The following is a 14,308-nucleotide window of genomic DNA, read 5'->3' as shown; positions in this document are numbered from 1 at the left end:
ATAGGAGGGGAGCCGGCCCACCCGTACACTGCGCGCCATGGCCGACACCCAACATTCTCCCGCGCAGATCCAATCCCTTCGCAAGCAGTGCGAGCGTCGCCTGGCGGCGCTCGAACGCGAACGCGCCTCGTGGTTTGCGCACTGGCAGGAGCTGTCGAGACACATCCTGCCGCGACGCGGACGCTTCCTGGTGACGCCCAACCAGGGCGACAGGGGCGCCAAGATCAACAACGCCATCCTCGACGAGGCCGGCACCTTCGCTGCGCGCACCTTCGCCGCCGGCATGATGTCGGGCATCACCTCGCCGGCCCGGCCGTGGTTCCGCTTCACGCTGGGCAACCGCGATCCGCGCCGCGAGTCGCAGGCGGTGCGCGTCTGGCTCGACGACGTCCGCCAGGTGACGCTCGACGCCTTCGCGCGCTCCAACGCCTACAACGCGCTGGGCTCGGTCTACGAGGAACTCGGCGTCTTCGGCACCGGCGTCATGCTGATCGACGAGGACGACGAGGACGCCATCCGCTGCTACGCGCTGACCGTGGGCGAGTACTATCTCGGCTCCTCGGCGCGGCTGGCCATCGACACGCTCTATCGCGTCTTCCCGATGACCGTGGCGCAGCTGGTGCAGCGCTTCGGGCTGGAGCGCTGCTCCGACGACGTGGCGGCGATGCACCGGCGCGGCGACCTCGACGTCGAGCGCGAGGTGGTGCACGCCATCGAGCCCAACGACCGGCGCGTCGAGGGCAGCGCGCTCAGCCAGGACAAGGCGTTCCGCTCGGTCTACTTCGAGAGGGGCGCCGCCGACGGCGTGCTCGATGTGCGCGGCTACGACGAGTTCCCGGCGATGTGCCCGCGCTGGACCACGTGCGGCAACGACGCCTATGGTCGCGGCCCCGGCATGGACGGGCTGCCGGCGGTGCGCGCGGCGCACCTGCTTGCCCGCCGCCAGGCCGAGCTGATCGACAAGACGAGCCGCCCGCCGATGCAGGCGCCGGCGATGCTGAAGAACGAGCCAATGTCGGCCCTGCCCGGCGGCGTGACCTTCCTGCCGGTCAACAGCGGCGATGCGTTCAAGCCGGCCTATGTCGTGTCGCCGGCCGCCATCGTCGCCGTGCGCGAGGCGCAGAAGGAGCTGCGCCAGGTGATCAGCCGCGCCTTCTACGAGGACCTGTTCCTGATGCTCTCGCAGATGGACGGCGTCCAGCCGCGCCAGAACCTCGAGGTGATCGAGCGGCGCGAGGAGAAGATGCTGATGCTCGGGCCGGCGCTCGAGCGCCTGCACGACGAGCTGCTCGACCGCTGCCTCAAGCGCGTGGTCGGCATCCTGATGCGCCGCAATCGGCTGCCGCCGCCGCCACGCGAGCTGCTGGAGGGCGGCGCGGAGCTGCAGATCGAGTACATCTCGGCGCTGGCCCAGGCGCAGAAATCCGTCGGCCTGACCTCGATCGAGCGGCTGCTGGCCTTCGTCGGCAACCAGGCGGCGGTCAACCCCGCGGTGCTCGACAAGATCGACCAGGATCGCGCCATCGAGGTCTATGCCGACATGCTCAACGCGCCGCCCGACATGCTGGTGGCCAACGACCAGGTCGCGGCAGTGCGCGAGCAGCGCGCGCGGCAACAGCAGCAGATCCAGGCGGCCGAGATGGCGATGACCGTGGCCAAGGGCGCCAAGGTGCTGAGCGAGACCGATGTCGGCGGCGGCGCCAACGCGCTGCAGCGGATGTCGGGCATGATGGGCGGTACGTCGTGACCCGCGTCGCCGTATGCGTGCCCTCGGGCGACCTGCTGCATGCAGACTTCGCGCTGTCGCTCGCCGCGCTCCTGCGCCAGACCCGCGTCGAGCGCATCAGCCTGTTCAACCAGCGCATGTCGCTGCTGCCCGAATCGCGCAATGCCCTGGTGCGCGACGCGCTGGCCGACGAGGCCACGCACATCCTGTGGCTCGACAGCGACATGATCGTGCCTTCGGTCGCGCTCGACCGCCTGCTGGCGCACGACGCGCCGGTCGTCGGCGCGACGTATCTGCGGCGCACGCCGCCGCATCGCCTGCTGGGCGAGCCCGACGCCAACCAGTGCGGCGCGCCCGAGGGCATGACGCGCATGCTCTCGATGCCCTTCGGCTGCCTGCTGGTGCAGGCGAGCGTCTTTCGCGCGCTCAGCGAACCATGATTCCGGCTCGACTACGAAGGCGCGCGGCCGATCGGCGAGGATATCGGCTTCTGCCATCGCGCCCGGCCGCTGATCGCCGACGCGATCTTCAACGACGACTGGCTGACGACGAGAGTTTCGCACATCGGCTCGACTGCGCATCGACTCGCGGCGCCTGTATGAATGCCGATTTAGACGCACGCCGAGTGCTCACGCTTCCTCATGAGCGATCACAAAAGACTGATTCGTCGCAGCCCTTGAACAGCGAACGGCGTTCACCCAGATCGCGGCGTGCGGCTCCACGCGTCAGCGATGGCGGCCGGCCAACAAGCAACAACAAGGCCCCATACCACGTCACTTTGGAGTAATCGGTTATGAGCAAGACCATGATTGCGGCGTTCGCCATCGCGCTCGTCGGCAGCACCGGCGCGGCACTGGCCGATGGCAATCCGGAACTCGACAGGTCCTTCGGCGCGCCGCGCGTCTACAGTGCGCCGCCGTCGGTGGCGGTCGTGCCCGGCCCGGTCGCCAGCGACGCCGACGCCCGTGCCCGCCTGCAGGCCGATGGCTATCGCGCCATCGACGTGACGCGCGGCAACGACGGCGCGTGGCACGGTACCGCGATCCGCGGCGCGGCGCGGCTCGGTGTGACGGTCGATCCGCAGGGCCGCATCTACGCCCGCTAGGCGTTCGATACGCCGGACGTTGGAAGCAGTGAACTCCCGCCGCGCGGCGCGCGGCGGGAGCTTTCGTTCAACCGGAACGATGCGCGGCGCGACGCCTCGCCGCTCCCCGCAACTCCACCATCGAGGGGTTCGTTGAGCCCGCACGGCAGCACCGCCGTGCGAGGAGGGACAATGGCGAACCATCAGGACGACAGGACCAAGCGTCGGCAGGAACAGCAGCAAGAGCGGCGCATCGCCGAGCAGCAACAGCAGCAGCACCAGGACCGCGAGGAGCGAAAGCCGGGTCACGGCGGGCAGGGCGGCCAGACCGCCACCAACCGCCCCTTCGGCGATCGCCATCCGACCAGCGGCATGCAGACCGACGAAGACTGAACCCTGGACCTCACGGAGAGTTGTGATGAACAGATCGACGATAGTCGCGCTCGCGATCGTGCTGAGCACCGGCACCGGCACGGCGCTGGCGCAGACCGGCACCGACAGCCCGGGCGGCGTCGGTGCGCCGAGCGGACCGCCGGGTGGGCCGTCGGCACCCGGCCCGATGCCGCGCGATTCGGGCAGCAGCATGGGCAGCGGCACGGTGAACCCGCCGACGACCGTCTCGCCGGATGCTCAAGTCAATCCGGATCCCGTTCCCGGCAGCGCCACTGGCGGTGTGACAGCCCAGCCAGCGCCAACACCGACGGAGCCTGCGCAGCCGTCGCTTGCAACCAATCCACCCGCCGCCGCGATGCCGGGTACCGGCGCTCCGGGGCGTGGACCGGGTGAAGCCCGGGCGCGCGCCCTGATCGAGCGCGACGGCTACAAGAACGTCGGTCCGCTGTCGCGCGGCCCGAACGGCGTGTGGCAGGGCACCGCGATGCGCGGCTCGACCAGCGTGCAGGTGATGGTCGACGCCCGCGGCAACGTCACGAGCCAGTAGTCAGCGCGCGCAAGCCTCCCGTCGCGCGACTCTCGTGCGGCGGGAGCATTGTCGGCGAATTTTGTAGCGGTCGATCCAGAAAACTGCTCTAAGTCAGCGATGGGACGCTCGCGCACCTTCGACGAGGACGATGCGCTCGACGCGGCGATCGATTGCTTCTGGTCGCGCGGCTACGAGGCGAGCTCGGTGCGCGACCTGGCCGAACGCATGGGCATCGGCGGCGCCAGCCTCTACAACGCATTCGGCGACAAGCGCGCGCTGTTCGCCCGCTCGCTCGAGCGCTACGCCGAGCGGTCCCTGCGCGAGCGGATCGCCCGCCTGGAGCGCCTGGGCAGGCCGAAGGCGGCGATCGCCACGTTCTTCGCCGAGATCATCGATCGCTCGCTCGCCGATCGCGAGCGCAAGGGCTGCCTGCTGGTCAATTCGGCGCTCGATGTCGCGCCGCACGACGCCGATATCGGCAAGGTCGTCGCCGGCTATCTCGACGAGATCCGCGCCTTCTTCGCCCGCAACATCCGAAGCGCCCAGGCCGCAGGGCAGGCGCCGCGCACGCTCGACGATGCGGAGGTCTCGGGCCATCTGCTGGGCGTGCTGCTGGGCATGCGGGTGCTGGCGCGCACGCGGCCCGAGCGCGGTGTCCTCGAAAGCGTGGTGCGTCCGGCGCTGCGCCTGCTCGACAACCCGACCAACCGGAACAGGAGGAAGAGCCCATGACCCTTGCGGAGAAGCTGGAAGCGACGCGGGCGGCAAGCGCGGGACGCATCCCGCCCGAGCGCCAGGCGATCATGCATCGCGCGACCGAGGATCTGCGCAACTCGGGCGCGATGGAGCGCATCGTGCCGGTGGGCAGTCCGGCGCCGGCCTTCGAGCTCGCCAATCACGACGGGCGCCGGGTGTCCTCGACGGAGCTGCTGGCGGCCGGCCCGATGGTCGTCTCGTTCTTCCGAGGATCGTGGTGACCCTATTGCAGGCATGAGCTGGAGGCTCTGCAGACTGTCTATGCCGACATCGTCGGGCTGGGTGCGTCGCTGATCGTGATCTCGCCCGAGCTGCCGGAGCGCACGGCCGACATGGCCGGCAAGCACAACCTGACCTTCCCGATCCTGTGGGACGAGAACTCGGCGGTCGCCGAGGCCTTCGGCCTGGCCTTCACGCTGCCCGAGGATCTGAAGGCCGTGTACATGGGCTTCGGCAACGACCTCGCCCAGCGCAACGGCGATCCGTCGTGGCGCCTGCCGATCCCGTCGCGCTTCATCATCGACCGCGCCGGCATCGTGCGCCTGGTCCAGGCCGATCCCGACTACCGCTTCAGGCCGGAGCCGGAAACGACGCTGGAGGTGCTGCGCACGGTCGCGTCGGGCTGAGGCCGGCCGTCAATTGCCCCTGAGGATCTTCTCCGCGGCGTCGGCGAAGACCTGGCAGCCGAGCACGATGTCGGCATCGGCGGTGTTCTCGCTGAAGTGATGCGAGACGCCGCCGATCGAGGGCACGAACATCATCGCCGCCGGCAGACGCTGCGCCAGGATCTGCGCGTCGTGGCCGGCGCCCGACGGCATGCGCATGTGCGCGCCCGCCGCGTGCGCCTGCGCCGCCGCCTCGATGGCGTCCTGCATGCGCTCGTCCATCGGCGCCGGCATGGTGCGCGACCAGCCGACGATCTCGACCGAGCAGGGGCCGCGGGCGTCTGCCTGGGCGACCAGCTCGACCGCCGCCGCCTCGAGGCGCTTCAGCACGGCGGCATCGGCGTCGCGGAACTGCAGCGTCATCTCGGCGCGCCCGGGAATGATCGCCGGCGCGCCGGGCTCGATCAGCATGCGCCCGATCGTCCACACGCTGCGCTCGGCGACGAGCGAGGGAAACGCGTCGTGGATCGCGTTGGCGAGACGCACCATGGCGACGCCGGCATCCTTGCGGATCGGCATCGGCGTGGTGCCGGCGTGGTTCTGGATGCCGGTGAAGACGATGCGGCAGGCGAAGATGCCGACGATCGCCGTCACCACGCCGATGCGCCGGCCGGTCGCCTCGAGCAGGCCGCCCTGCTCGATGTGCGCCTCGATGTATCCGCGATAGCGGCCATCCTCGAGCTGCTCGCGCGGCGCGCCGGCGAGGCCCGCCTCGGCCAGCGCGGCGCGCAGCGTGCGCGTGGCATCCTCGCGCGAGCGCGCGGCGTCGATGTCGGCCTCGCTCAGCCGGCCGGTGAAGGAGCGGCTGCCGGTCATGCTGCTCCAGTGGCCTTCCTCGTCGGCCCACGATGCGACGTCGACGGCGAGCTCCCTTGTCGCCGGGTCCTCGGCCATCGCCCGCACCACCTCGAGGCCGTAGATTACGCCCATCACGCCGTCGAGCCAGCCGCCGCGCGGCTGGGTGTCGGTGTGCGAGCCCACCAGCAGGCGCGGTCCGCTCTTGGGGCTGCGGCCGATGACGTTGCCGATGCCGTCGATCACCGGCTCGAGGCCGGCCTCGCGCATGCGCGCGGCCAGCCAGTGCCGGCTCTCGACGTCCTGCGGCGAGAGGTGCGGGCGATGCACGCCGGTCTCGTAACGGCCGAAATCGGCGATGCGTCGCAGATCGGCCAGCAGCCTCTCGCCGTTGATTTTTGGCATGGCATTGGTCCTCATTCCTGTTGCGGTTCAACATGATAGCCGCGCGGACGACACGCGTAGGGGTGGAAATAGGAGCCTGCCGGCCGGGCACGTAATGTGGCCGTCGCATGCCGCAGGGCATGTGACGGCCCGGCGGCCGTCGATTCATCGTCGTTCTCAGCGGCGGGGCGCCGGACCCGTCCGCCGGAGATGACATGACCGACCCCGCACGCGCGCCGTTCGATCCCAACGACCAGAAGCAGGTGCAGGACCGCGCCCGTCTGGCCAAGGACCGCACTCGCGATCTCGACCAGGCGATCAAGGCCTTCATGTCCCACCAGGCCGGCCGCGCCTGGGTGTGGGACCACCTGTCTGCCTGCGGCCTCTATCGCATGTCGGCGCGCGCCGGCGATGCGCACATGACCTACTTCCACGAGGGCGAGCGCAATATCGGCCTGCGTCTGCTGGCGCAGCTGCAGCGCGCCTGCCCGGATCACTACGCCACGATGACCGAGGAGAATTCCGGTGACTGACAGTACGCCCACCACCCAACCCGCCAACGTGCTCGCCGATGCGCGCGAGACGCCCCCGCCCGCGAAGGAGGAACCCCATGCGCCGGATGCTGCTGCGGCCCAGGCCGAGATCAAGGCCGCCGACGTCGAAGCCCCCGAAGTCAAAGGCCACGGCGTCCAGCCGCAGCGGGAAGCGCCGCTCACCTACGCCGACTTCACCCTGCCGGAAGGCGTCGAGGTCGACGCCGAAACGCTGAGCGAGGCGCGCACCCTGCTGGGCGAGATGAAGCTGCCGCAGGAGCAGGCGCAGCGCCTGGTCGACTTCTACGCCGGCAAGATGCGCCGGCTCGGCGAAGCCCAGGCCGAGAGCTGGGTGAAGCTCAACGAGAAGTGGGTCGGCGATTTCAAGACCGACCGCGAGATCGGCGGCGATCGCATCCAGGAGACCGTGGCCGCGGCGACGCGCGCGATGGACCGCTTCGGCACGCCCGGCCTGCGCGAGGCGCTGATCATGACCGGTGCCGGCAACCATCCTGAAGTGATCCGCTTCGTCGCCCGTGTCGGCAGGGCCACCGCCGAGGATCGCTTCGTCGCCGCCGCGGGCGCCAGCGCCGGCGCTGCGCGCAGCGCAGCCGAGGTGCTGTATCCGGCGCGGAGCGACGAGGAGTGAACGCCGCCTCGACTGAAAAAAGCAACCGAACGACACGGATAAGAGCGGCCAAAAAGCCGCTCTTTTTCTGCAACGGATCGTCGTCGCCGACAACCGTAGGGGTGGAAATAGGGAAACGCCGCGGCTGCAGTTATCCTCCACGCCATGTCGAGCGTACTCGGGGCCGACAAGGGCGCCGGCGGTGATCGTGTGACGCACACGGCAGCCGCCGCCGCCCAGGCCTCCGATCCGCCGACAAGAGACCATTCCAGCAAGACCAGCACGGCCGCCTGACGCGCGGCCGCAAGGAGCAAACTCATGCCTGCAATCGGCAACCAGAGCCTGACGCTCGCCGATCACGCCAAGCGCCAGGATCCCAACGGCAAGGTGGCGAAGATCGTCGAGATGCTCGGCCAGACCAACGAGATCCTTACCGACATGCTGTGGCTCGAAGGCAACCTCGCCACCGGCCACAAGACCACGATCCGCACCGGGCTACCGTCGGCCACCTGGCGCCTGCTGAACTACGGCGTGCCCAAGGGCAAGAGCACCACGGCGCAGATCACCGACACCTGCGGCATGCTCGAGACCTACAGCGAGATCGACTGCGCGCTCGCCAACCTCAACGGCAACACCGCCGAGTTCCGGCTTTCCGAGGATCGCGCCTTCCTCGAGGGCATGAACCAGCAGATGGCCACGACGCTGTTCTACGGCAACCAGTCGACCAACCCCGAGCGCATCATGGGGCTGTCGTCGCGCTACAACCAGCTTTCGGCGGACAACGGCGTCAACGTCATCGACGCCGGCGGCGAGGGCAGCGACAACACCTCGATCTGGCTCGTGGTGTGGGGCGACCAGACCTGCCACGGCATCTTCCCCAAGGGCAGCAAGGCCGGCCTGTCGCACACCGACAAGGGCCAGCAGACGGTGCTCGACGCCGACGGCAACCAGTTCGAGGCCTACCGCACCCACTTCAAGTGGGATTCGGGGCTCAGCCTGCGCGACTGGCGCTACGTCGTGCGCATCGCCAACATCGACGTCAGCGATCTCGCCGGCAGCTCGCCGGCCGACCTGATCAGCCTGCTGATCCGCGCCACGCACAAGCTGCCCAACACGCGCATGGGCCGGCCGGCGATCTACTGCAACCGCGCCGTGGCCACCTGGCTCGACATCCAGGCGCTCGACAAGGCCAACGTCAACCTGCGCTACGCCGAGGTCTTCGGCGAGGAAGTGCTGACCTTCCGCAAGATCCCGGTGCGGATCTGCGACGCCCTCATCAACAACGAGTCGCGGGTCGTCTAGCGCCTGTCATCCCGAGCGCAGCGAGGGATCCAGCCAGCCCAGATCCCTCGCGTTGCTCGGGATGACAGCCCCGACCAAGCCCATCCAACGGAGTTTCCCATCATGATCTTCGACAAACAGACTCTCTTCAGCAACGACCAGGCCGTCACCAACAGCCAGGCCTCGACCAACTACATCGATCTCGGCGCCGTGCGCGACATCGGCGTCGGCACGCCGATCGAGGTCTTCGCCATGATGACGGCGGCGGCGCAGTCGGCCGGCAGCTCGACCCTGGTGACGGCGATCGAGACCGACACGCAGTCGAGCTTCGCCACCAAGGTGACGCTGGCGCAGACCGCGGCCGTCGCCAAGGCCTCGCTGGTGCAGGGCTACGAGCTCCTGAAGATGAAGCTGCCGCAGGGCGTGCAGCGCTACGTGCGGCTCGCCTACACGGTCGGCACCGCCGACCTCACCGCCGGCACGATCCGCGCCGGGCTGATCCTCGATCGCCAGGCACAGGCGGCCTACCCCAGCGGCCTGAACGTCTCCGGCTTCTGATCCCTTCGAACCGCCGCCGGCGCCCGGCGCAAGCCGCGAACCGCCGGCGGCGAACTTTCCTTCCAGCGAGGCACATCATGTCCAGCCATTCCGTCCATCCCTCGCCGGCGCGCTATCGCGTGCTGGCCGACGCCTATATCGACGACGTGTACTACGCATCCTCGACCGACGCCGTGTCGGTGTTCGTCGACTATGCCGGCCATCCCGGCACCGCGCTCGAGCCCATCGACGAGGAGGGCCGCCGGCGCCAGGCGGCCTACTTCGCCGCGCGCGGCACCACCGCCGCGCAGGCCCTGGCGGTGAAGCGCCGGCTGACGCAGGGCGCCTTCGATTCCGGCGCGCTCGCCGCGCCCGCCGTCGCCGTCGCGGAGCCGAGCCGATGAGCGTGGTCGAGATCTGCAACCTGGCGCTGTCGCGCCTGGGCACGCGCGCCAGCATCGCCTCGATCGACGAGGCCAGCGTCGAGGCGCGGCTGTGCAAGGCAGGCTACGCCAATTGCCGCGACGCGCTGCTGCGCGACTTCGACTGGAGCTTCGCGCGGCGCATCGAGACCCTGGCCGAACGCGGCGAGGTTCCGCCGCCGGGCTGGTCGCGTGTCTACAGCCTGCCCAATCGTTGCGTGCGCTTCCGCGGCCTGTGGAACGGGCCGGGTGCGGCGCCCGCCGACTGGGCGCTGGGCAGCATCGCCGATTCCGCCGGTGACGATGCGCTGGCGATCTTCACCAACACCACGCAGGCCACCGGCATCTACACGCGCGCGATCGAGAACACCGAGCTGTTCAGCGCCAGCTTCGTGCAGGCGCTGTCGTGGCGCCTGGCCGAGATGATCGCGCTGCCGATCACCAACAAGGAGTCGCTGGCCGACGCCGTCGCGCGCCGCGCGCAGGCGAGGATCGCCGAGGCGATGGCGAGCGAGGCCAACGAAGGCGTCTGGACCACCGATCATCAGGTGCCCGACTTCCTGCAGGCGCGCGGCTACTCGGGCTGAGGGGGAGCAAGTCATGGGCACGCCGCTGATCCAGCCGTCCTTCGCCGCCGGCGAGCTCGCGCCGGCGCTGCACGCGCGCGTCGATCTCGCCAAGTACCACATCGGCCTGGCGACCTGCCTGAACTGGATGATCATGGCGCAGGGCGGGGCGCAGAACCGGCCGGGCACGCTGTGGGTCGGGCCCTGCATCGACCACGAAGTGCGCTCGCGGCTGATCCCGTTCCAGTTCAACACCGAGCAGGCCTACGCGCTCGAGTTCGGCCACCAGACGATGCGCGTCATCAAGGATGGCGGCTATGTCACCGAAGCGGCGCAGAGCGTCGTCGCGGCGTCGAATGCCAGTTCCGGCGTGATCGAGATAACCGGGCACGGCTGGTCGAACGGCGACCGAGTCTATGCCTCGGGCATCGGCGGCATGACCGAGCTCAACGGCCGCTACTTCACGGTCGCGGGCGCCACCACCGATACCTTCCAGCTTTCGGGCGTGGACACCTCGGGCTACGGCGCCTTCACCTCGGGCGGCACCTTCGCAAGGCTCTACACGCTCGCCACGCCCTACGCCGCCGCCGACCTGCCGACGCTGAAATTCACGCAGTCGGCCGACACGCTGACCTTGACGCATCCCGGCTACGCGCCGCGCGACCTGACGCGCTCGGGCCATGCGTCATGGGCGCTCAGCACCATCACCTTCGCCTCGGAGCAGGCGGCACCGACCGGCGTCACGGCGACGCCGTCCTCGGTCAGCGGCTCGGCCCCCTGGAGCTACGTCGTGACCGCGATCAACGCCGAAAGCGGTGAGGAATCGCTGCCGTCGAGCGCGGGCAATGCGACGTTCAAGCAGGAGCACGACTGGAACGCGGCGACGGGCGATTTCATCAGCGTGCACTGGACCAACGCCGCGGGCGCGGGCTCCTACAACGTCTACAAGCAGCGCAACGGCATCTATGGATTCGTCGGCAACGCCGGCGATGGCCCCACAGGCTTCGTCGACGACAAGATCAGGGCCGACACCACGGACGCCCCGCCGGGCAGCCGCAACCCCTTCGACGGTGCCGGCGAATGGCCGGGCTGCGTCAACTACCACGAGCAGCGCAAGTTCTTCGGCGGCTCGGCCAACAAGCCGCAGACCATCTGGGCCACCGCCAGCGGCTCCTACAAGAACATGAACGTCAGCACGCCGACGCAGGACGACGACGCCATCACCCGCACCATCGCCTCGCGCCAGGTCAACGAGATCCGCCACCTGGTGTCGGTTGGCGCGCTGATCGTCTTCACCTCGGGCGCCGAGTGGATGTGCTGGCCGGGCGCGCAGGCCGACGTGCTGACGCCGGCCAACACGAACCTGCGCGCGCAGTCCTACGCCGGCTCCAACCACATGCCGCCGATCGTGGTCAACGACTCGATCCTGTTCGTGCAGGAGAAGGGCTCGATCGTGCGCGACCTCAAGTACCAGTTAGAGAGCGACGCCTGGACCGGCGTCGATCTGTCGGTGCTGGCCTCGCACCTCTTCGAGGACCACGCGATCGAGGAATGGGCCTGGGCGCAGGTGCCGCACAAGGTGGTGTGGGCGGTGCGCGACGACGGCGTGCTGCTGGCGCTCACCTACATGCGCGAGCACGAGGTCTACGCCTGGGCCCGGCACGTCACCGACGGCACGGTCGAATCGGTGTGCAGCATCAGCGAGGGCAGCGAGGACGTGCTCTACCTGACCGTCGCGCGCACGGTCGGCGGCGCCACGGCGCGCTATGTCGAGCGCATGCAGTCGCGCATGTTCTCGCGGCTGCGGGACGCGTGGTTCCTTGACTGTGCGCTGGCCTACGACGGCAACAACACGGTGGGCGGCGCCTGGCTGAAGATCACCGGTGCCGGCTACGACATGGGCGCCTCGGTGATGCTGCAGGCCACCGGGCACGCGCCGTTCATCTCGGATCTGGTCGGGCGCCAGTACGAGCTGCGCGCCGGCGGCGAGGCGGTGCGGATCACGCTCACCGCCTTCGGCGACGCCGCCACGATGACGGGCCGGCTCGAGACGGACGCGCCCGAGGCGCTGCGCGACACCGACACCGCCGACTGGGCGCTGCTGGCGGGCAGCGTCGGCGGCCTGTGGCACCTGGAGGGCCGCACGGTCGACGTCTTCGCCGACGGCAACAAGATGCCCGAGGTGGCGGTGATCAACGGCACGGCGATGCTGGAACGGCCGGCCAGTCGCGCCCTGGTCGGCCTGCCCTACGATTGCGACCTCGAAACGCTGAACGTCGACGCCGGCCAGCCGACGGTGCAGGGCCGGCGCAAGCGGGTCGGTACCGTCACCCTGCGCCTGCAGGCCTCGCGCGGCGTGCAGGCCGGCCCCGACAGGGACGCCCTCGTCGAGATGAAGGAGCGCACCGACGAGGCCTGGGGCGAGCCGATCGCATTGTTCACCGGCGACCGCGAGGTGCTGATCGAGCCGCGCTGGAGCGACGGCGGGCGGGTCTACCTGCGGGCCACGCCGGGCCTGCCGGCCACCGTGCTGGCGGTCATCCCGAGGATCGACGTCGGTGGTTGAAGCGGCCGTTCCGGAAGCGCCCTTGTCGCTCCGGTCTCATGAGGAGTGCCGGCGCGACGCCGGCGCCGCCAACAGGACGATCGCGATCGTGCCCGCCACCGAGGCGCATGCCCGCGCGCTGGCGCCGCGCATGCGGGCGGCCGACATCCGCGAGATCGAGGCGGCGATCGGCGTCGCGCCGCTGCCCGCGCTGCTGCTGTCGCTGGCGCGCAGCACCGAGGCCTGGGCCGGCACGGTCGATGGCGAGGTCGCCTGCGTCTTCGGCGTCGGCCCTCTGTCGCTGCTGGGCGGCGAGGGCTGTCCCTGGCTGCTCGGCTCCGACCTGGTGGAGCGCAACGCCGTGGCCTTCGCGCGGCGCAACCGCGCCATGGTCGCGCGCTGGCTGCGGACCTATCGCGTGCTGCGCAACCACGTCGACGCACGCAACAGCCAGGCGATCCGCTGGCTGCGCTGGCTCGGCTTCACCATCGGGCCGCCGGCGCCCTACGGCGTTGCCCGGCTGCCCTTCCACCCCTTCGAACGGAGCGTCTGATGCTCAAGTACTGGAACACCCGACCCGGCGAGCCACCGACCTACGACGTCAATTTCTGCCCGTGGTTCGCGCCGGCGATGGCGGTGGCGACGGCGGTGATCTCCGCCGCGGGCACCATCGCCTCGGCGCAGGCCTCGGCGGCGCAGGCCGGCTATCAGGCGCAGGTCGCGCGCAACAACCAGATCATCGCCCAGCGCAATGCCGCTGACGCACTCAAGCGCGGCGAGGTCGAGGAGGACAAGGTGCGCCAGCGCACCGCCTCGATCATGGGCCAGCAGCGCGCGCGCCTGGCGGGGCAGGGCAGCGCGCTCGACGAGGGCTCGCCGCTCGACATCCAGATGGATACGGCGGGAATGGGCACGCTCGACGCGCTGACCGTGCGCGGCAATTTCCGTCGCGAGGCCCACGCGCATGAGGTGCAGGCCATGAACCACGCCGCGCAGGCGGCGCTGCACGACACCAGGGCCAGGACCAGCATGCTGGACACCTATCTGAGGGCCGGCGGTTCGATCCTCGGCGCGGCGGGCTCGGCCTTCGGCGGCGGCAAGATCCAGAACGGGATCGGCTTCGGCTCGACACGGGCGTTTCGCTGATGGCCGGCCGGATCCGGATCCCGCCGTACCGGCCGCCTGGCGTGAGCACACGGGGCGTGCCCGGCGGCGGCTACCTCGCCATCGACGCCAGCGCCGGCCAGTTCGGCCCCTCGCCGATGCTTCAGTTTGGCCTGCAGGCCGCGGAAGGCGCCGCTGGCGTGGCGACAGTGCTGTCCGAGCACCTCGCCGGCGACAACGAAGCCATCGTCAAGGGCGCCGACGTACGCCTGGGTGAGACCGAGCAGGCACTTCTGTCGATCCGACCAGCGGCTACCTCAACCTGCAGAGCCAGGAAGCGCTGACGAAGGCGCCGACGGT

Annotated in this window: 19 protein-coding genes; 18 read left to right on the top strand and 1 reads right to left on the bottom strand. The window is 69.8% G+C overall.

Annotated elements, in window-relative coordinates:
• Window positions 1-37: 37 nt before the first annotated feature.
• From KF889_28200 to KF889_28165, 8 genes are all read left to right on the top strand, one after another.
• Window positions 38-1,747 carry a hypothetical protein gene (locus tag KF889_28200; GenBank protein MBX3503344.1) on the top strand — a complete coding sequence of 570 codons (1,710 nt, stop codon included), beginning with the start codon at window positions 38-40 and terminating at the stop codon, window positions 1,745-1,747.
• Window positions 1,744-2,166, top strand: coding sequence for a hypothetical protein (locus KF889_28195; GenBank protein MBX3503343.1), 423 nt, complete (start codon window positions 1,744-1,746; stop codon window positions 2,164-2,166). Before KF889_28200 ends, KF889_28195 begins: the two co-directional genes overlap by 4 nt.
• 353 nt (window positions 2,167-2,519) lie before the next feature.
• A complete protein-coding gene (locus KF889_28190; protein ID MBX3503342.1) occupies window positions 2,520-2,831 on the top strand; it encodes a hypothetical protein in 312 nt (103 codons plus the stop codon).
• Window positions 2,832-3,002: 171 nt separating this feature from the next.
• Window positions 3,003-3,203, top strand: a complete 201-nt coding sequence (locus KF889_28185) for a hypothetical protein (protein MBX3503341.1) — start codon at window positions 3,003-3,005, stop codon at window positions 3,201-3,203.
• A 25-nt stretch (window positions 3,204-3,228) separates the two neighbouring features.
• Window positions 3,229-3,750, top strand: coding sequence for a hypothetical protein (locus KF889_28180; GenBank protein MBX3503340.1), 522 nt, complete (start codon window positions 3,229-3,231; stop codon window positions 3,748-3,750).
• A 99-nt stretch (window positions 3,751-3,849) separates the two neighbouring features.
• Window positions 3,850-4,464 (top strand): TetR/AcrR family transcriptional regulator, encoded by a 615-nt coding sequence (locus KF889_28175; GenBank protein ID MBX3503339.1) that lies wholly within the window; start codon window positions 3,850-3,852, stop codon window positions 4,462-4,464.
• Window positions 4,461-4,709 (top strand): hypothetical protein, encoded by a 249-nt coding sequence (locus KF889_28170; protein ID MBX3503338.1) that lies wholly within the window; start codon window positions 4,461-4,463, stop codon window positions 4,707-4,709. Before KF889_28175 ends, KF889_28170 begins: the two co-directional genes overlap by 4 nt.
• Window positions 4,710-4,727: 18 nt before the next feature.
• Window positions 4,728-5,114, top strand: coding sequence for a redoxin domain-containing protein (locus KF889_28165; GenBank protein ID MBX3503337.1), 387 nt, complete (start codon window positions 4,728-4,730; stop codon window positions 5,112-5,114).
• A 9-nt stretch (window positions 5,115-5,123) separates the two neighbouring features.
• On the opposite strand, the gene KF889_28160 is transcribed toward KF889_28165, so the two are convergent.
• Window positions 5,124-6,353: a hydantoinase/carbamoylase family amidase gene (locus KF889_28160; protein MBX3503336.1), complete on the bottom strand. Its 1,230-nt coding sequence runs from the start codon at window positions 6,351-6,353 to the stop codon at window positions 5,124-5,126.
• Between the two features lie 194 nt (window positions 6,354-6,547).
• Here KF889_28160 and KF889_28155 point away from each other — a divergent pair, with 194 nt between their 5' ends.
• From KF889_28155 to KF889_28110, 10 genes are all read left to right on the top strand, one after another.
• Window positions 6,548-6,865, top strand: a complete 318-nt coding sequence (locus tag KF889_28155; GenBank protein ID MBX3503335.1) for a hypothetical protein — start codon at window positions 6,548-6,550, stop codon at window positions 6,863-6,865.
• Window positions 6,858-7,514 carry a peptidase gene (locus KF889_28150; GenBank protein ID MBX3503334.1) on the top strand — a complete coding sequence of 219 codons (657 nt, stop codon included), beginning with the start codon at window positions 6,858-6,860 and terminating at the stop codon, window positions 7,512-7,514. Before KF889_28155 ends, KF889_28150 begins: the two co-directional genes overlap by 8 nt.
• A 297-nt stretch (window positions 7,515-7,811) precedes the next feature.
• Complete coding sequence (locus tag KF889_28145; GenBank protein ID MBX3503333.1) at window positions 7,812-8,795, top strand: hypothetical protein; 984 nt, start codon at window positions 7,812-7,814, stop codon at window positions 8,793-8,795.
• A gap of 102 nt (window positions 8,796-8,897) precedes the next feature.
• Entirely contained in the window at window positions 8,898-9,332 is a 435-nt protein-coding gene (locus KF889_28140; GenBank protein MBX3503332.1) for a hypothetical protein, read from the top strand.
• Window positions 9,333-9,409: 77 nt separating this feature from the next.
• Window positions 9,410-9,715: a hypothetical protein gene (locus KF889_28135; protein MBX3503331.1), complete on the top strand. Its 306-nt coding sequence runs from the start codon at window positions 9,410-9,412 to the stop codon at window positions 9,713-9,715.
• A complete protein-coding gene (locus KF889_28130; protein ID MBX3503330.1) occupies window positions 9,712-10,320 on the top strand; it encodes a hypothetical protein in 609 nt (202 codons plus the stop codon). Before KF889_28135 ends, KF889_28130 begins: the two co-directional genes overlap by 4 nt.
• Before the next feature lie 13 nt (window positions 10,321-10,333).
• Window positions 10,334-12,865 (top strand): hypothetical protein, encoded by a 2,532-nt coding sequence (locus KF889_28125; protein MBX3503329.1) that lies wholly within the window; start codon window positions 10,334-10,336, stop codon window positions 12,863-12,865.
• Between the two features lie 130 nt (window positions 12,866-12,995).
• Window positions 12,996-13,397, top strand: coding sequence for a hypothetical protein (locus KF889_28120; GenBank protein ID MBX3503328.1), 402 nt, complete (start codon window positions 12,996-12,998; stop codon window positions 13,395-13,397).
• Entirely contained in the window at window positions 13,397-13,990 is a 594-nt protein-coding gene (locus tag KF889_28115) for a hypothetical protein (GenBank protein MBX3503327.1), read from the top strand. The genes KF889_28120 and KF889_28115 overlap by 1 nt, the downstream gene beginning before the upstream one ends.
• Before the next feature lie 41 nt (window positions 13,991-14,031).
• Window positions 14,032-14,292: a hypothetical protein gene (locus KF889_28110; protein ID MBX3503326.1), complete on the top strand. Its 261-nt coding sequence runs from the start codon at window positions 14,032-14,034 to the stop codon at window positions 14,290-14,292.
• Window positions 14,293-14,308: the final 16 nt, after the last annotated feature.

The organism is Alphaproteobacteria bacterium, from assembly GCA_019635875.1.
Classification (GTDB): domain Bacteria; phylum Pseudomonadota; class Alphaproteobacteria; order Reyranellales; family Reyranellaceae; genus JAFAZJ01.
This window is presented reverse-complemented; position numbering and strand designations above follow the sequence as displayed.